Annotated in this window: 11 protein-coding genes and 1 pseudogene; 4 read left to right on the forward strand and 8 right to left on the reverse strand. The window is 72.3% G+C overall.

Features of this window, described 5'->3' with window-relative positions; genetic code table 11:
• Window positions 1–6: 6 nt before the first annotated feature.
• The 8 genes and pseudogenes from ftsW to rsmH form a co-directional block, all read right to left on the reverse strand.
• Window positions 7–1,338, reverse strand: a complete 1,332-nt coding sequence (gene ftsW, locus D6270_RS07515) for a putative lipid II flippase FtsW (RefSeq protein ID WP_109166142.1) — start codon at window positions 1,336–1,338, stop codon at window positions 7–9.
• A 61-nt stretch (window positions 1,339–1,399) separates the two neighbouring features.
• Entirely contained in the window at window positions 1,400–2,842 is a 1,443-nt protein-coding gene (gene murD / locus D6270_RS07520; protein WP_202419193.1) for a UDP-N-acetylmuramoyl-L-alanine--D-glutamate ligase, read from the reverse strand.
• The gene (mraY, locus tag D6270_RS07525; protein ID WP_109166140.1) at window positions 2,824–3,894 is read right to left on the reverse strand and encodes a phospho-N-acetylmuramoyl-pentapeptide-transferase; all 1,071 of its coding nucleotides are present in this window, start codon (window positions 3,892–3,894) and stop codon (window positions 2,824–2,826) included. Before mraY ends, murD begins: the two co-directional genes overlap by 19 nt.
• Window positions 3,891–5,311, reverse strand: a pseudogene (locus tag D6270_RS07530) (UDP-N-acetylmuramoyl-tripeptide--D-alanyl-D-alanine ligase). Before D6270_RS07530 ends, mraY begins: the two are co-directional and overlap by 4 nt.
• A gap of 4 nt (window positions 5,312–5,315) precedes the next feature.
• Window positions 5,316–7,034 carry a UDP-N-acetylmuramoyl-L-alanyl-D-glutamate--2,6-diaminopimelate ligase gene (locus D6270_RS07535; protein ID WP_109166138.1) on the reverse strand — a complete coding sequence of 573 codons (1,719 nt, stop codon included), beginning with the start codon at window positions 7,032–7,034 and terminating at the stop codon, window positions 5,316–5,318.
• Between the two features lie 40 nt (window positions 7,035–7,074).
• Window positions 7,075–9,057 carry a peptidoglycan D,D-transpeptidase FtsI family protein gene (locus tag D6270_RS07540; protein WP_109166137.1) on the reverse strand — a complete coding sequence of 661 codons (1,983 nt, stop codon included), beginning with the start codon at window positions 9,055–9,057 and terminating at the stop codon, window positions 7,075–7,077.
• Between the two features lie 4 nt (window positions 9,058–9,061).
• Window positions 9,062–9,736 carry a cell division protein FtsL gene (locus D6270_RS07545; protein WP_109166136.1) on the reverse strand — a complete coding sequence of 225 codons (675 nt, stop codon included), beginning with the start codon at window positions 9,734–9,736 and terminating at the stop codon, window positions 9,062–9,064.
• 19 nt (window positions 9,737–9,755) lie between these two features.
• Window positions 9,756–10,721: a 16S rRNA (cytosine(1402)-N(4))-methyltransferase RsmH gene (rsmH, locus tag D6270_RS07550; protein ID WP_109166135.1), complete on the reverse strand. Its 966-nt coding sequence runs from the start codon at window positions 10,719–10,721 to the stop codon at window positions 9,756–9,758.
• A gap of 427 nt (window positions 10,722–11,148) precedes the next feature.
• On the opposite strand from rsmH, the gene D6270_RS07555 reads away from it, so the two are divergent.
• From D6270_RS07555 to D6270_RS07570, 4 genes are all read left to right on the forward strand, one after another.
• A complete protein-coding gene (locus tag D6270_RS07555; protein WP_109166134.1) occupies window positions 11,149–11,709 on the forward strand; it encodes a beta-class carbonic anhydrase in 561 nt (186 codons plus the stop codon).
• Between the two features lie 209 nt (window positions 11,710–11,918).
• A complete protein-coding gene (locus D6270_RS07560; RefSeq protein WP_109166133.1) occupies window positions 11,919–12,983 on the forward strand; it encodes an AAA family ATPase in 1,065 nt (354 codons plus the stop codon).
• On the forward strand, window positions 12,983–14,365 hold the full coding sequence (locus D6270_RS07565; protein ID WP_109166132.1) for a DUF58 domain-containing protein: 1,383 nt from the start codon (window positions 12,983–12,985) through the stop codon (window positions 14,363–14,365). Before D6270_RS07560 ends, D6270_RS07565 begins: the two co-directional genes overlap by 1 nt.
• Window positions 14,362–16,782 (forward strand): transglutaminase TgpA family protein, encoded by a 2,421-nt coding sequence (locus tag D6270_RS07570; protein ID WP_109166131.1) that lies wholly within the window; start codon window positions 14,362–14,364, stop codon window positions 16,780–16,782. The genes D6270_RS07565 and D6270_RS07570 overlap by 4 nt, the downstream gene beginning before the upstream one ends.
• Window positions 16,783–16,933: the final 151 nt, after the last annotated feature.

Below are 16,933 nucleotides of genomic sequence, written 5' to 3' on the forward strand. Positions count from 1 at the left end.
CGAAATTCACCGCTCTCCGGACGAACGCTTCTTGACGCGCCGTCTCATCGTCTTCCATCTCACCCCGGGCCTCCGCATGGCCAGGGCCGCCCGCGCGGCGGGATCGTCCCGCGCGAAGGCGATCATGAGCCCGACCGCGAACATCGTCGGCAGCAGGGCGGACCCTCCGTAGGAGAACAGCGGGAGCGGGACACCGGCGATCGGCAACAGGCCGAGCACCGCACCGATGTTGATCACGGCCTGGGCCATGATCCAGGTGGTCACGCCTCCCGCGGCATACCTGACGAAGGGGTCCTCCGTGCGTCCGGCCACGCGGATACCCGCATAGCCTAGAGCCGCGAACAGGGCGAGCACGGACAGCGTCCCCGCAAGACCCAGTTCCTCACCGGTGATCGCGAAGATGAAGTCGGTGTGGGCTTCCGGGAGTTGACCCCATTTTTCCACACTCGCACCGAGCCCGGAACCGAACCATCCGCCGGAGGCCAGCGCGTAGATTCCGTGGGCCGCCTGCCAGCAGCCGTCGTCCGGGTCGGGTTCGCCGATGATGCCCATGCAGGAGAGCCGGGACATCCGGTTGGGGCTGGTCCAGATCAGCAGGAAGGCGATGACGGCGGCGAATCCGAGCACCCCGGCGAAGAGCCGGGTGGGGGCGCCGGCCAGCCAGAGCAGGCCGAAGAGGATCGCCGTGAGAATGATCGCGGTCCCCATGTCGCCGCCCAGCATGATCAGCCCGAGCACCATGAAGGCGACCGGCACGAGCGGGACGAGCATGTGCTTCCACTGCGTCAGCAACCGCTTGTCCTGCTTGCGGGCGAGCAGGTCGGCGCCCCAGAGGATGAGCGCGAGCTTGCCGAACTCGCTGGGCTGGATCTGGAACGGGCCGCCCAGGTAGAGCCAGTTCTGGTTGCCGTTGACCGACATCCCTATCCCCGGCACCTGGACCAGGACCATCAGGAAGACCGTGATCATCAGCATCGGGTAGGCCAGCGCGCGGTGGAGTTTCACCGGCATCCGGGAGGCGACCAGCATGAGCGCGCCCCCGATGACGGCGGCGACGAACTGCTTGCCGAAGAAGTACGTCGACGACTTGTCGATGCTCAACGCCTTGATCATCGAGGCGGAGTAGACCATCACCAGGCCCAGCACGGTGATCAGGAGGCTGGAGCCCAGGATCACGTAGTAGGCCGTCAGGGGCCGGTCCCAGGCCCGGCGTGCCTGCTCGTAGAGGCGCCGTACGCCGCCGCCGCGCGGGGTGCGGGGGGCCGGGGAGCCGCGTCCCGCGCCACGGGGCGGCGCCGGCCGGCGGCTGCGTACGGCGGAGCTCTTCTCGGCCGGCATTGTCGCTGTCCCCTCCACTGCTCGTGCCCGGGGGCGCGGCCCCGGCGCGGAGCCCGGTCGGTCAGGCGCTCGTCTCGGCGCGTGCGCGGACCGCGTCCGCGAACGCCTCGCCCCGCTTGTTGTAGTTGGTGAACATGTCCATCGAGGCGCAGGCCGGGGCCAGCAGTACCGTATCGCCCGGCCGCGCCAGCCGGGCGGCATGCTCCACCGCCTCGGACATCGCCCCAGTGTCGGTCCGGTCGAGGTCGACCACCGGGACTTCGGGGGCGTGTCGCGTCAGGGCTTCATGGATCAGCGCGCGGTCGGCGCCCATCAGCACGACCCCGCGCAGCCGCTTCGCCGCGCCGGTGACCAGCTCGTCGAAGGTGGCGCCCTTGGCGAGGCCGCCCGCGATCCAGACGATGGAGTCGTAGGCGGCGAGGGAGGCCTCGGTGGCGTGGGTGTTGGTGGCCTTCGAGTCGTCGACGTAGGCCACTTCGCCGATGTCCGCGACGTGTTCGATGCGGTGGGCGTCGGGGCGGAAGGCGCGCAGCCCGTCGCGGACGGCGGCCGGTTCCACGCCGAAGGCGCGGGCGAGGGCGGCGGCGGCGAGCGCGTTGGCGATGTTGTGCGGGGCGGGCGGGTTGACGTCGGAGACCTCGGCGAGCTCCTGGGCCTGCTTCTGGCGGTTCTTCACGAAGGCCCGGTCGACGAGGATGCCGTCGACCACGCCGAGCTGCGAGGGGCCGGGGGGGCCCAGGGTGAAGCCGATGGCCCGGCAGCCCTCCTCGACGTCGGCCTCGCGGACCAGGTCCTCGGTGGCGGGGTCGGCCGCGTTGTAGACGCAGGCGACCGTGTTGCCCTCGTAGACCCGGCCCTTGTCGGCGGCGTACGCCTCCATGGAGCCGTGCCAGTCGAGGTGGTCGGGGGCCAGGTTGAGGACGGCGGCGGAGTGGGCGCGCGGGGAGGGCGCCCAGTGCAGCTGGTAGCTGGAGAGTTCGACGGCGAGGACGTCGTACTCCTGCTCGCCGAGCACCGCGTCCAGCAGCGATACGCCGATGTTGCCGACCGCCGCCGTGCGCAGGCCGGCCGCTTCGAGGATCGAGGCCAGCATCCGTACGGTGGTGGTCTTGCCGTTGGTGCCGGTGACGGCCAGCCAGGGGGCGGCCTCGCGGCCGTTGGTCCCGCGCAGCCGCCAGGCGAGTTCGACGTCGCCCCAGATGTCGACGCCCGCCTCGGCGGCGGCCAGGAAGAGCGGCTTGTCCGGCTGCCAGCCGGGGGCGGTGACGACGAGTTCCGTGGACGGCGGCAGGGTGGCGCCGTCGCCGAGGCGAACGGTGATGCCGAGCGCCTCCAGTTCGGCCGCCTGCGCGCGGGCGCGCTCGTCGTCGCCGTCGTTGACGACGGTGACGAGCGCGCCGCGCTCGTGCAGGGCGCGGGCCGCGGGGATGCCGCTGACCCCGAGTCCGGCGACGGTGACGTGCTTGCCCTGCCAGTCCACGGTGCTCACTTCTTGGCTGCCCATCCCGCGTAGAAGAGGCCGAGGCCGACGATCACGCACATGCCCTGGATGATCCAGAAGCGGACCACCACCAGGACTTCGGACCACCCCTTGAGTTCGAAGTGGTGCTGGAGCGGTGCCATCCGGAAGACCCGCTTGCCGGTCATCTTGAACGAACCGACCTGGATGACCACGGACATGGTGATCATCACGAAGAGGCCGCCGAGGATGGCGAGCAGGAACTCGGTGCGGGAGAGGATCGCGAGGCCCGCCAGCGCGCCGCCGAGGGCGAGCGAGCCGGTGTCGCCCATGAAGATCTTGGCGGGCGAGGTGTTCCACCACAGGAAGCCGAAGCAGGCGCCCATCAGGGCGGCGGCGACGACGGCCAGGTCGAGTGGGTCGCGTACCTCGAAACAGGCGCTGGGGTTGGTCAGGTTGGCCGCGTTGGCGCAGGACTCCTGGAACTGCCAGAGGCCGATGAAGGTGTAGGCGCCGAAGACCATCACCGAGGCGCCGGTGGCCAGTCCGTCCAGGCCGTCCGTGAGGTTCACGCCGTTGGACATGGCGAGGATCATGAACAGCGCCCAGACGCAGAACAGCACCGGGCCGATCGACCAGCCGAAGTCCTCCACGAAGGAGAGCCGGGTGGAGGCGGGGGTGTTGCCCCGGGAGTCGGCGAACTGGAGCGAGAGCACCGCGAAGGCGATACCCACGATCAGCTGGCCGGCCATCTTCGCCTTGGCCCGCAGACCCAGCGAACGCTGCTTGACGATCTTGATGTAGTCGTCGAGGAAGCCGACGAGCCCCATCCCCGCCATCAGGAACAGCACGAGGATGCCGGAGTACCGGATGTCCTCGCCGGTGATCACCTTCGCGAGGAAGTACGCGATGACGGTCGCCAGGATGAAGGCGATGCCGCCCATCGTGGGCGTGCCCTTCTTGCTGCCGTGCGTGCGCGGGCCGTCGTCCCGGATGAACTGCCCGTATCCCTTGCGGGCCAGCAGCTTGATCAGCAGCGGGGTACCGACCAGGGTCAGGAAGAGCCCGATGGCCCCCGCGAAGAGGATCTGCCTCATCGGCCGGCGACCTCGCCCTCGGTCGAGTTCTCCAGCAGTGCCTGGGCGACCTTCTCCAGGCCGACCGACCGGGACGCCTTCACCAGCACGACGTCTCCCGGGCGCAGTTCACTGCGCAGCAGGTCGACGGCCGCCTGTGCGTCGGACACGTGCACCGACTCCTCACCCCACGAACCCTCGTTATATGCGCCCAGTTGCAGCCAGGAGGCTTCTCTCCCCCGACAGCGACGAGCTTGCTGACGTTGAGCCGGACGGCGAGCCGTCCGACCGCGTCGTGCTCGGCGAGCGACGCGTCACCGAGCTCGGCCATCTGACCGAGCACCGCCCAGGTGCGTCCCCCGTCGGCCGCTCGGGCCTGACCCATGGCAGCCAGCGCACGCAGTGCGGCTCTCATGGATTCGGGGTTCGCGTTGTAGGCGTCGTTGACGACCGTCACACCGTCCGGACGCTCGGTGACCTCCATGCGCCAGCGGGAGAGGGTGCCCGCCTCCGAGAGCGCATCGGCGATCTCGGTCACGGACATGCCCAACTCATGGGCGACGGCGGCCGCGGCGAGCGCGTTCGACACGTGGTGCTCACCGTACAGGCGCAAGGTCACGTCGCTGCACCCGGTGGGTGTGTGGAGCTCGAACGCGGGCCTCCCGTCGGGGGTCATCCGGACCTTCTCGCCCCGTACGTCCGCTTCCGGGGCTTCTCCGAAGAGCAGGACGCGGGCCTTGGTGCGCGAAGCCATCGCGCGTACGAGAAGGTCGTCGGCGTTGAGCACGGCGCAGCCGTCCTCGGGGAGCGCCTCGACCAGCTCGCCCTTGGCCTGGGCGATCGCCTCGCGGCTGCCGAACTCCCCGAGGTGGGCGGAGCCCACGTTGAGGACCAGGCCGATGCGGGGCGGGGTGAGCTCGGCGAGGTAGCGGATGTGCCCGATGCCGCGGGCGCCCATCTCCAGGACCAGGTGCTCGGTCTCGGAGGTGGCGCTGAGGGCGGTGAGCGGCAGGCCGATCTCGTTGTTGAGGGAGCCCGGCGTCCAGACCGTGGGGGCCTTGCGCTGGAGGAGCTGCGCGATCAGGTCCTTGGTGGACGTCTTGCCCGCGGAGCCGGTGAGCGCGACGACGGCGGTGCCGAGGCGTTCGACGACGGTACGGGCGAGGGCGCCGAGCGCGCCGACGACGTCGTCCACGACGATCGCCGGAACGCCGACGGGACGGGCGGCCAGGACGGCTGCCGCGCCCGCCTCGACGGCGCGCTGCGCGTAGTCGTGGCCGTCCACCCGCTCGCCGGCGAACGCGGCGAACAGGCTGCCGGGCGCGACCTCGCGGGAGTCGATGACGACGGGTCCGGTGACGGTGACTGCCGGGTCCGGTATGTCGTGCGGCTGCCCGCCGACGATTTCGGCGATCTCGGCGAGGGAAAGGGTGATCACTTGGTCATCCCTGACTGTTGTTCTCGTGGTGAGGGGCACGGTCCGCGGCGCCGCTGCGCCCCAGGGACCGCTCGATGGCGTCGTGCAGGACCTTGCGGTCGTCGAAGGGCCGTACGACCCCGTGGATGTCCTGGCCCTGCTCGTGGCCCTTGCCGGCGACGAGGACGGTGTCGCCCGGTTCGGCGCGGGCGACGGCGGCGGCGATGGCCGAGGCGCGGTCGGCGTCGACCAGGACGTCGCCGCGTTCGTGCACGGGGACCTCGGCGGCGCCGGAGAGCATCGCGGCGAGGATGGCGAGGGGGTCCTCGGAGCGGGGGTTGTCGGAGGTCAGGACGGCGGTGTGGGCGAGGCGGGCCGCGGCGGCGCCCATCGGGCCGCGCTTGGTGGTGTCGCGGTCGCCGCCGCAGCCGAGGACGATGTGCACCCGGCCCTCGGTGACCTTCTGGAGGGAGCGCAGCACGGACTCGACGGCGTCGGTCTTGTGCGCGTAGTCGACGACGGCGAGGTACGGCTGTCCGGCGTCCACCCGCTCCAGCCGGCCCGGGACACCGGGGACGGCGGCGACACCGTCGGCGGCGATCTGCGGGTCGACGCCCGCGACGGCCAGGGTGACGATCGCGGCGAGGGTGTTGGCGACGTTGAACGGGCCGGGCAGCGGGGCGCGGGCGGTGATCCGCTCGCCCTTGGGGCCGACGACGGTGAACGTGCTGTCCTGCGGGCCGACCTGGACGTCCTCGGCGTGCCAGTCGGCGTCCGGGTGGCCCTCGGCGGAGAAGGTGGTGACGGGGACGCCGGACTCGGTGATGAGCCGGCGGCCGTACTCGTCGTCGAAGTTCACCACGCCGCGGTGGCTGCGCTCGGGGGTGAAGAGCTGGGCCTTGGCCTGGAAGTAGTCCTCCATGCCGGAGTGGAACTCCATGTGCTCCGGGCTGAGGTTGTTGAAGACGGCGACGTCGAAGACGCAGCCGTCGACCCGGCCGAGCACGAGGGCGTGGCTGGAGACCTCCATCGCGACGGCCTCGACGCCGCGTTCGCGCATGACGGCGAACAGGGCCTGGAGGTCGGTGGCTTCGGGGGTGGTGCGCTCGGACTTGATGCGCTCGTCGCCGATGCGCATCTCGACGGTGCCGATGAGTCCGGTGGCCCGGCCGGCGGCGCGCAGTCCGCCCTCGACCAGGTACGCGGTGGTGGTCTTGCCGGAGGTTCCGGTGATGCCGATCTGGAGGAGGCCGATGCCGGGCCGCCCGTAGATGTCGGCGGCCAGCTCGCCCATGACGGCGCGCGGGTCCTCGACGACGAGGACCGGCAGGCCGGTCGCGGCGGCGCGTTCGGCGCCCGTCGGGTCGGTGAGGACGGCGGCGGCGCCGAGGCCGGCGGCCTGGGCCGCGAAGTCGGCGCCGTGGAACCGGGCGCCGGGCAGGGCCGCGTACACGTCTCCGGGGCGCACGGCCCGCGAGTCGTGGGTGATGCCGGTGACATCACCGGCTCCCGTCGCGTCGGCGCCGAGCCGGTCGGCCAGCTCGCCGAGGGGGGTGGGCCGGAGCCGGTCCGGTCGGGGCGCTCCCGGGTAGGTCACAGGCGCGTCCTTCTGAGAGGTTTGGGACTGATCAGCGTGGGGCACGGCGGTGAGCGTACCGGGCCGGTGCGGGCTCTCGCGAAGCGAGGGACCGGGTGCCGGGAAGTTCTCGTTCCGGTTCCCGGGATCGGGGGTGATGGTTGTCACTGAGGGTTCCCTTGGAGGAGATGCTCGCGCATCCCCGTGTTCACTCGCCGGGTTTGAAGGACACCGGCAGCCGGGGCGGCTTGCTGCCGGACGGTGGGGTCTGGAGCGTCTTGAGTGCGAACTCCATGACCTGCTTGTAGATCGGGCCGCAGATCTGGCCGCCGAAGTAGCTTCCCTTGGTGGGGTTCTGGATCGCGCAGTAGACGGTGATCTGCGGATCGTCGGCCGGGGCGAAGCCGGCGAAGGAGGCGGTGTACCCCTTGTAGACGCCGCGGACCGGGTCGACCCGGTTGGCGGTGCCGGTCTTGCCCGCGACCCGGTAGCCGGGGATGGCGGCCTTGGTGCCGGTGCCCTCCTGGTCGTCGACGACGGATTCCAGCATGGTCGCCAGGGTCTTGGCGGTCTTCTCGCTGACCACCCGGGTCTCCTCGGGGGCGTCGGCGGCGGTGAAGCGGCCGTCGGCGCCCTTCGTCCCGCGTACGAGGGTGGGGGCGATCCGGACGCCGCCGTTGGCGATGGTGGAGTAGACCGAGGCGGCCTGGACGGCGTTGAGCGAGAGGCCCTGGCCGAAGGGGATCGTGTACTGCTGCGAGGTCGACCAGTCCTTGGGGTGGGCCAGGAGGCCGGGCGACTCGCCGGGGTAGCCGAGCCCGGTCTTGGTGCCGAGGCCGAACTTCCGCAGGTAGTCGTAGAGCACCTTGTTCGACTCCGCCTGGCTCTTGCCCAACTGACCGGTCGCCAGGATGGTGCCGATGTTGCTGGACTTGGCGAGGACCCCGTTGAGCGTGAGGTACCAGGTGGGGTGGTCGACGTCGTCCTTGAAGAGCCGGTCGCCCCGGTGCAGCCGGTTGGGGACGGTGACGTGGGTGCCGGGGGTCGCGGCCTTCTCCTCCAGTACGGCGGCCATCGACATGACCTTGCTGGTGGAGCCGGGCTCGTACACGTCCTGGAGGGCCGCGTTGCCGAGCGACGCCGAGGTGGCCTGGGAGAGGTCGTTGGGGTCGTAGCCGGGCGCGTTGGCCATGGCCAGCAGCTCGCCGGTCCGGGTGTTCTGCACGATGACGTAGCCGCGGTCGGCCTTGGACCTGGCCACCTGGTCGCTGATGGCCTTCTGCGCGGCCCACTGGATGTCGCGGTCGATGGTCAGCTCGATGTCGGAGCCGGGCACGGCCGGGATCTCGCTGCTGCCCGCGGTGGGGACGCGGCGGCCGCCGGACTGGGCGTAACGGATCTTGCCGTCCTCGCCCGCGAGCTCCTTGTCCAGCTGCGATTCGATGCCGCCGCCGCCCTTGCCGTCGGCGCTGACGAATCCCAGTATCCCGGCGGCGAGGCCCCCGTTGGGGTAGACCCGCTTGGTGGTGGGCTCCTGGAGGACCCCGGCCAGGACGTTGGCGCCCGTGCCGCCGTTCAGCGCGTCCTCGGCGGCCTTCTCGGCGAAGACGGCCTTGAGGTCCTTGATCTGCTTCCAGACCTGGGGGGTCTGCCGGTACGCGAGCACGGTGTAGCGGCTCTTGGGGGCCGAGAGCTTCTTGACGAGCTCGTCGACGTCCTTGCCGAGGATCGGCGCGAGCAGGGCCGCGGCCTGCTGGGGTGCGTCGGGGGCCTTGCTGTCCTCGGGCGTGAACATCTTCGGGTCGGCCGTGATGTTGTGCGCGTCCACGCTGGTGGCCAGCGCGACGCCCCTGCGGTCGGTGATCTCCCCGCGCTCGGCGGCGACCGTGTACTCCAGGTAGCGGTTCTTCTCGGCCTTGGCCGCGTACGCCGTGGCGTCGACGGCCTGGACCTGGAGCAGCCGGGCCACGAAGAGCAGCATGACCAGCGTCAGCCCGAGGCTGACCAGCCGCAGCCGGGGGCGCGGGCTGCCCAGCCGCAGGGACCGGGGCGCGCGCCCGCGTGCGGTGGTGCGGCCCGGGGCGGGGCGGGGGCGGCGAGCCGGGGGGCGCGCGCCGGAGCGGCCGTTGGCCCCGTTACGGGGGCGTGCCGGGCCGGGTACGCGGCGGCGCGGCGGTTCCTTGGGCGGCACTGCGTCACCTGCCGGGGGTGGTCGGGGGCGGGGGCGCCGGGGTGTCCTCCGAGGCGGGGGCGCCTGGGGCCTCGGGTTCGGTGGATGCCTGGGCCCGGGGGGCCGCTGGGGTGCCTTGGGCCTCGGGCGCGCCCTGGGCCTCGGGCTGCGCGGTGTCTGCGGGCTCGGCGGACGCGCCGGGTGAGGGGCGCGCGGAGCCGGAGGGGGTGGCGGGGTCCGTGGGGTCTGTGGGGTCTGAACCTTCGGCCTGCGCGCCGCCCTCCGGCGTCGCCTCGGGGCTCGGGGTGGGAGTAGGGCTGGGCGGCGGGGCGGTGGCCTTCGTGGGGACTCCGCGGACCGTGCCGTCCGGGTCGAGGAAGGCGGGGCTGCCGCCGGGGACCATGCCGAGTTCCCGGGCGCGACGCTCCAGGGCGTCGGGCTGGGAGTAGCTGTCGACGTCGCGCTGGAGGGCCTGCTGCTCGTCGGTGAGCTCGGTGGTGTCCCGCTTGAGCTTGCTGAGCCTGAACGATCCTTCGTTGAGCGCGGAGTTCAGCAGGAGCAGGGTGATGAGCCCGCCGCCCAGGAGGAGCACGACCAGCAGCACGAAGGGGGTGCGGGCCGCGCTGCTGGGCGACGCGGCCGGCATCAGCCGGGCGAGCCGTCCGGCCCGCCCCTTCAGCGGTGCGGACGGCCTGCTCACCGCGCGCCCCCCGTGGTGCTCATCGCTCGTCCTCCCGGATGCGCTGGGCGCCGCGGAACCGGGCGGGGGCGGCGCGCCGGTTCTCGGCGACCTCCTCCTCGGTGGGCAGCTCGGCGCCCCGGGTCAGCAGCTTGAGGCGGGGCTGGTAACGCTCGGGGACGACGGGCAGGCCGGGGGGCGCGGTGTTGGCGGCGCCGGCCGCGAAGACCTGCTTGACCAGCCGGTCCTCCAGCGAGTGGTAGGAGAGGACGGCGATCCGGCCGCCGACCGCGAGGCTCGCGACGGCCGCCGGGATGGCCCGCTCCAGAACGCCGAGCTCGCCGTTGACCTCGATGCGCAGGGCCTGGAAGGTCCGCTTGGCCGGGTTGCCGCCGGTGCGCTTGGCGGCCTGCGGCAGCGAGTCGCGGATCAACTCGACGAGCCGGGCGCTGTTGCTGAACGGCTCCTTCTCGCGCTCGCGCACGACGGCGGAGACGATCCGCTTGGCCTGCTTCTCCTCGCCGTACGCGCGCAGGATCCGCACGAGTTCGCCCGGCGGGTAGGTGTTGAGCACCTCGGCGGCGCCGATGCCGGTGGACTGGTCCATCCGCATGTCGAGGGGGGCGTCCTGGGCGTACGCGAAACCTCGGTCGGCCTCGTCCAGCTGCATGGAGGAGACGCCGAGGTCGAACAGGACGCCCTGCACCTTGGGGACGCCGAGCCGGGCGAGTACGTCGGGGAGTTCGTCGTAGACGGCGTGGACGAGGGTGGCGCGGTCCCCGAAGCGGGCGAGCCGCTCGCCGGAGAGCCGCAGGGCCTCCTTGTCCCGGTCCAGGGCGATCAGCCGGGCGGTGGGGAAGGTCTCGAGGAGCGCCTCGCTGTGGCCGCCGAGGCCGAGGGTGCAGTCGACGACCACGGGCTCCGGGTGGGCCGGGTCCTGGAGAGCCGGGGCCAACAGGTCCAGACACCTCTGGAGCATCACCGGGACGTGTCGGGTCTGGCTCAATGCGCCCTCTCAGGCTCTGTCCCGCGCGGCCGGTACGTACGTCCTGGTCCCCGCCCGCTCTGAAGGGGAGGTCCGCCGGCGCCGGGGAAGGGGCGTCGGCCGACCGAGAGCGGGAGAGGGCCGGGCCGCACGTACGCCGCAGATCACGGGGGAAAAACGGAATATGCAGGAGGTGCGGGGTGTGCGGAGTGGGGGTGTTACGGATTCAGGGTGGTGACTTCGCGTTACTTTAGTCCACCCTGCCATTCGATCGATTCGCGATCAACGAACCGGGCAGCGAGTCGCGCCACCCGTCCGGAAGCGGCGACCTCACCCGAACGGGCGCGTTTCCTGGTGCTTGTGGGTTAGCTCACAACAAGCCGCGTTGACGTTCTTTGTCAGCTCCCACAGCCCACCCGGGCCAGGTGGGAAGGCTAACGTCATAGCCATGTCGACTTCTGCTCACTCCCCCGCCGACTCCGTGACGTCCACCGCCGCGGCGGTCCGCGAGGGGGGCCAGGTCACCGATCAGCTGGTCCAGGCGAACTCCACGTACGCGAAGGGCTTCCGCGACCCGGGCATGGACGCCCGGCCGGTCCTCCAGGTCGCCATCGTCGCCTGCATGGACGCCCGTCTCGACCTCCACGCCGCGCTGGGTCTCGAACTCGGCGACTGCCACACCATCCGCAACGCCGGCGGTGTCGTCACCGACGACGTGATCCGCTCACTCACCATCAGCCAGCGGGCGCTCGGCACCCGCAGCATCGTCCTCATCCACCACACGGGCTGCGGCCTGGAATCCATCACCGAGGAGTTCCGGCAGGACCTGGAGCGCGAGGTCGGCCAGCGGCCGGTCTGGGCGGTCGAGGCCTACACGGACGCCGACCAGGACGTACGTCAGTCGATGCAGCGGGTGCGGACCTCGCCGTTCCTCCTGCACACGGACGACATCCGCGGTTTCGTCTTCGACGTGACCACCGGCCTGCTCCGCGAGATCCAGCCCGCCTGACCCTCCACCCGCCCCGCCCACCCGGCGAAACACGGCAGAGACTGACAAATCACACCCACTTATCCACAGGCGAGTGACACGAAGCGGTAACGGCAACAAGAATGCGTGGGTGACCTCCACCGGGCCTTCCGGAGGGGTGTCCGTATTTCGGGGTGGGCCGGGCGGGTACGCACACCGGTCCATGCGCAAAAAGGGCCGAGGAGGGCCGGGTGACGACCTATGACGATCGAGCGAGCCTCACAGATCTGACCACCACAGCGGAGCGGGTGCGCAGGTCGGTGGAGGGTGTGATCGAGGGCAAGCCTGAGGTCGTACGGCTTTCGCTGACCGTGCTGCTCGCCGAGGGGCATCTCCTCATCGAGGATGTGCCCGGGGTCGGCAAGACGATGCTGGCCAAGGCGCTGGCCCGGTCCATCGACTGTTCGGTGCGGCGCATCCAGTTCACGCCGGACCTGCTGCCGTCGGACATCACCGGTGTGTCGATCTTCGACCAGCAGCGGCGCGACTTCGAGTTCAAGCCCGGCGCGATCTTCGCGCAGATCGTGATCGGCGACGAGATCAACCGCGCCTCGCCGAAGACGCAGTCGGCGCTGCTGGAGTCGATGGAGGAGCGCCAGGTCACCATCGACGGCAAGACGTACGAGCTGCCCGACCCCTTCATGGTGGTGGCCACCCAGAACCCGGTGGAGATGGAGGGCACCTACCCGCTGCCCGAGGCCCAGCGCGACCGCTTCATGGCCCGGGTCTCCATCGGCTATCCGAGCCCGGAGGCCGAGCTGCAGATGCTGGACGTGCACGGGGGCGTCTCCCCGCTGGACGACCTCCAGCCGGTGGCGCACGCCCATGACATCGTCAAGCTGATCGACGCGGTTCGTACGGTGCACGTCGCCGACGCCGTGCGGCGGTACGCGGTGGAGCTGGTCGGGGCCACCCGCAGCCACCCGGACCTCAGACTCGGGGCCTCACCCCGCGCCACGCTGCACCTGCTGCGCGCCGCGAAGGCCTCGGCGGCGCTCAGCGGCCGTGACTACGCCCTGCCGGACGACGTCCAGGCCCTGGCCGCGCCCGTGCTCGCCCACCGGCTGCTGCCCACCGCGCAGGCCCAGCTGAACCGGCGCACGGCGGAGCAGGTGGTGCTGGAGATCGTCCAGCGCACCCCCGTCCCGACCGAGCCCGGCGCCGTGCGCGGCGGCCCCGTGCCCCCGGCGCAGGGCGGGCACGAGCCGGGCCGCCCGATGTACGGCCAGCAGCCGCCCGGCACCCGGCGGCTGTGATGACGGCCGGCGAGCCCGGCGCCGTGCAGGACGGCTCCAGCAAGGGCGGTCTGCGCGCGGCCTTCGGCGGGCTCACCACCCGGGGGCGGTCCTTCCTCGCCGCCGGGGTGGCCGCCGCCGTCTGCGCCTACGTCCTGGGCCAGGCCGATCTGCTGCGTGTCGGGCTGTTGCTGGCCGTGCTGCCCCTGGTCTGCGTGATCGTGCTCTACCGCACGCGCTACCGGGTGACGGGGACCCGGCGGCTGACGCCGTCCCGGGTGCCCGCGGGCTCGGAGGCCCGGGTGCACCTGCGGATGGACAACATCTCCCGGCTGCCCACGGGGCTGCTGATGCTCCAGGACCGCGTGCCGTACGTGCTGGGGCCCCGGCCCCGGTTCGTGCTGGACCGGGTGGAGGCGGGCGGTCGCCGTGAGGTGTCCTACCGGGTCCGCTCCGACCTGCGCGGCCGCTATCCGCTGGGCCCGTTGCAGCTGCGGCTCACCGACCCGTTCGGGATGTGCGAGCTGACCCGTTCCTTCAGCGCGTACGACACCCTCGTGGTCATCCCGCGCACGGTGGCGCTGCCCACCCTGCGGCTGGCGGGCGAGGCGTCGGGGTACGGCGACGGGCGGCAGCGCTCGCTCGCGCTGGCCGGTGAGGACGACATCATCCCGCGCGGCTACCGGCACGGCGACGACCTGCGCCGGGTCCACTGGCGCTCCACCGCACGCTACGGCGAGCTGATGGTCCGCCGTGAGGAGCAGCCCCAGCGCGCCCGCTGCACGGTGCTGCTGGACACCCGCCAGATCGGGTACGCGGGCGCCGGACCCGACTCGGCGTTCGAGTGGGCGGTCTCGGGGGCGGCCTCCGCCCTGGTGCACATGCTGGAGCGCGGCTTCGCCGTACGGCTGCTCACGGACGACGGGAACGCGGTGCCCGGGGACGGGTCCGACGGTTTCGCGGGGCCGACCCAGGAGTCCGCGGACTCGGCGGGCCTGATGCTGGACACCCTCGCGGTCGTCGGCCACTCCGACGGCGGCGGCCTCTCACGCGCCCACGACGTGCTGCGCGGTGGCAACGAGGGGCTGCTGATCGCGTTCTTCGGCGATCTCGACGAGGAGCAGACCGCGGTGGCGGCCCGGATGCGGCAGCGCGCCGGGGCCGCGGTCGCGTTCGTCCTGGACAGCGCCCGCTGGCCCGGCGGCGGCGAGCTCTCGGTGATCCCGACGGCCACCCGGGCCGAGGAGCGGGTGCGCCGGCTGCGCGAGGCGGGCTGGATCGTGGTGCCCGTGGAGCCCGGGGCCGAGCTGCCCGCGCTGTGGCAGCTGGCGGGCCAGATGCGCAGCGACACGCAGTCCGCCGGCAAGGGCGGTTCGACAGGCTTCCCGGGAGGATGGTCATGAGCGGGCGGACCCGGCTGGCGCTCTGCGCCTTCGCGGCGACACTCCTGGCGTCGGGGGCCCTGCTCCCGCTGGTGGAGGGGACCGGCTGGCTTCTGCAGGCGGCGCTGCTGCTCGGGGTCCAGGGCGGGGTGGGCGCGCTCGCCCGCCGGGTCCCGCTGGCCCGGTCGCTGACGATCGCCGCCCAGGCGCTGGTGACCCTGCTGCTGCTGACCGTGGTCTTCGCGCGGGACCAGGCCGTGTTCGGTGTGGTCCCGGGCCCGCAGGCCGTCATGCGCCTGGGTGAGCTGCTGGTGGCGGGCGGCGAGGACATCGGTACGTACGCCGTCCCGGCCCCGATGACGGACGGCATCCGGCTGATGGTGGTCGGCGGGGTGGTGCTGATCGGGCTGGCGGTGGACGCCCTGGCGGTGACCTTCCGCAGCGCGGCCCCGGCCGGACTGCCGCTGCTCGCCCTGTACTCGGTGGCCGCCGGGCTGGGCGACGGCGGGACGGGGTGGCTCTGGTTCCTGCTGGCGGCCTGCGGTTATCTGTTCCTCCTGCTGGCCGAGGGCCGCGACCGGCTCTCCCAGTGGGGGCGCGTCTTCGGCGGTGCCAACCGGTCGCCGGGAGGGCTGTCGGACGGACTGTCCGGCCGCAGCGGCGGTGCGTCCGCACCGGTCCGCACCGGGCGGCGCATCGGTGTGCTGGCGCTGGGCATCGCCCTGGTGGTCCCCCTGGCCCTGCCCGCCTTGGACAGCGGCCTGCTGGGCGGCCGGGGCGGCGGGAGCGGCAAGGGCAGCGGTGGCGGCACCATCACCGCGGTGAACCCGCTGGTGTCCCTCAAGGACAACCTCAACCAGCCGGAGAACCGGGAGGTGATGACGTACCGCTCCAACGCCCAGGACCCACGCGACCTCTATCTGCGGATCCTGGCCCTGGACGAGTTCAACGGCAGCGAGTGGCGCTCCTCGACCCGGCGTCTGACGGATGTGCCGGACCGCCTCCCGCAGCCCACCGGTCTGGGCCGGGACGTCTCCGTCACCGAGATACGGACGAACATCTCCACCTCGCCCTCGTACCAGCAGGACTATCTGCCGCTCCCCTATCCGGCGAGCGAGGTGGCGATCGGCGGCCGCTGGCGGTACGAGCCGGAGGGCCGCACGCTCATCGGCGACAAGGGGCAGAACACCGGTGGCGCGCAGTACGAGGTCTCCAGCCTGATCGTGCAGCCGACCGCGGCCCAGCTGGCGGCGGCCGGACCGCCGCCGCGGGGGCTGCTCAGCGAGTACACCCAGGTCCCCGACTCGCTGCCGAACGTGGTGGCCGAGGAGGCCGAGAAGATCACCGAGGGCTCGGCCAACGCCTATGAGCGGGCCGTGAAGCTCCAGAGCTGGTTCGCCTCCGAGGGCGGCTTCAGGTACAGCACCTCGGTCAGTTCGGGGACGGGGTCCTCGGCCATAGCGCGGTTCCTCCGTGACAAGGAGGGGTTCTGCATCCACTTCTCCTTCACGATGGCCGCGATGGCCCGGACCCTGGACATTCCGTCCCGGGTGGCGGTGGGTTTCACCCCGGGGGCCCTCAAGGGGGACGGCGCGTACTCGGTCGGGCTGCGTGACGCGCACGCCTGGCCCGAGCTGTACTTCGAGGGCGTCGGGTGGACCCGGTTCGAGCCGACCCCGAGCCGGGGGTCGGCCCCGACGTACACCCTGCCGGAGACCCCCACGGATGGCGCGAGCGATCCGGCGCAGCCGTCGGCCGGTGCCTCCGCCGCCCCGTCCGCACTCCCGTCCGCCCCGGAAAGTTGCTCGCCGCAGATGCGCCGACAGGGTGAGTGCGGTCTCTCCGCCGCACCCGGCGCGACGGCTCCGACCGATCGGGGCACCCCGGCCGGGACGGTCCTGCTGGTGGTTCTCGGGGCGCTCCTGGTCCTGGTGCTTCCCCTGCTGCCGCTGCTCTGGCGGATCCGGGCGAGGAACCGGCGGCTGGGGTCCGGGGGGCGTACGCCCGCGGACGCGGCGGCCAGGGCCCTGGCGGCCTGGCAGGAGATCACCGACTGCGCCTGGGATTACGGCATCGCGCCGGACGAGTCGCTGACGCCCCGGAAGGCGGCGGCCCGGATCGTGCGTCTGGGCGGTCTCGACATCATGACGGCCGAGGCCGTGCACCGGATCGCGGGCGCGGTGGAGCAGGTGCTGTACGCCCCCGAGCCGCGGCTCGCGGCCGGTCTGACCGAGGACGCGCTGACGGTACGGGCGGGTCTGGAGGCCAACGCGGGCCGGGGCGCACGGCTGCGGGCGAAGCTGGCACCCCGCTCGGCCGTCCGGGTGGTGTGGGCGGTATCGGACCGGCGGGCCTCGCTCGTCCAGCGGTGGACGGACCGCCCGGGACCCGGCCGCTGGACGGCCCGGTGGCGCAGGCTGTCGCGCCAGCACGGCTGAAGGGCGCGGGCCGGGAGCGCCGACGCGCTGGACGGGTGAGGGGCGGCCGCAGAAATGCGGCCGCCCCTCACCCGTAAGTATCCAGGTGGTGCGTCGTGTCCAGCAGGCCCCGCCCCGTCATGTGCTCCGGGGCCGGGTCTGAGTGGAGAGT

This window comes from Streptomyces griseus subsp. griseus (assembly GCF_003610995.1).
In the GTDB taxonomy this organism is placed as follows: domain Bacteria; phylum Actinomycetota; class Actinomycetes; order Streptomycetales; family Streptomycetaceae; genus Streptomyces.

Bases quoted from the DNA above. Each gene is read 5' to 3' on its own strand.
- D6270_RS07570 (WP_109166131.1), top strand. From the start codon at position 14,362: ATGAGCGGGCGGACCCGGCTGGCGCTCTGCGCCTTCGCGGCGACACTC.
- mraY (WP_109166140.1), bottom strand. From the start codon at position 3,894: ATGAGGCAGATCCTCTTCGCGGGGGCCATCGGGCTCTTCCTGACCCTG.
- D6270_RS07555 (WP_109166134.1), top strand. From the start codon at position 11,149: ATGTCGACTTCTGCTCACTCCCCCGCCGACTCCGTGACGTCCACCGCC.
- murD (WP_202419193.1), bottom strand. From the start codon at position 2,842: ATGGGCAGCCAAGAAGTGAGCACCGTGGACTGGCAGGGCAAGCACGTC.
- D6270_RS07565 (WP_109166132.1), top strand. From the start codon at position 12,983: ATGACGGCCGGCGAGCCCGGCGCCGTGCAGGACGGCTCCAGCAAGGGC.
- ftsW (WP_109166142.1), bottom strand. From the start codon at position 1,338: ATGCCGGCCGAGAAGAGCTCCGCCGTACGCAGCCGCCGGCCGGCGCCG.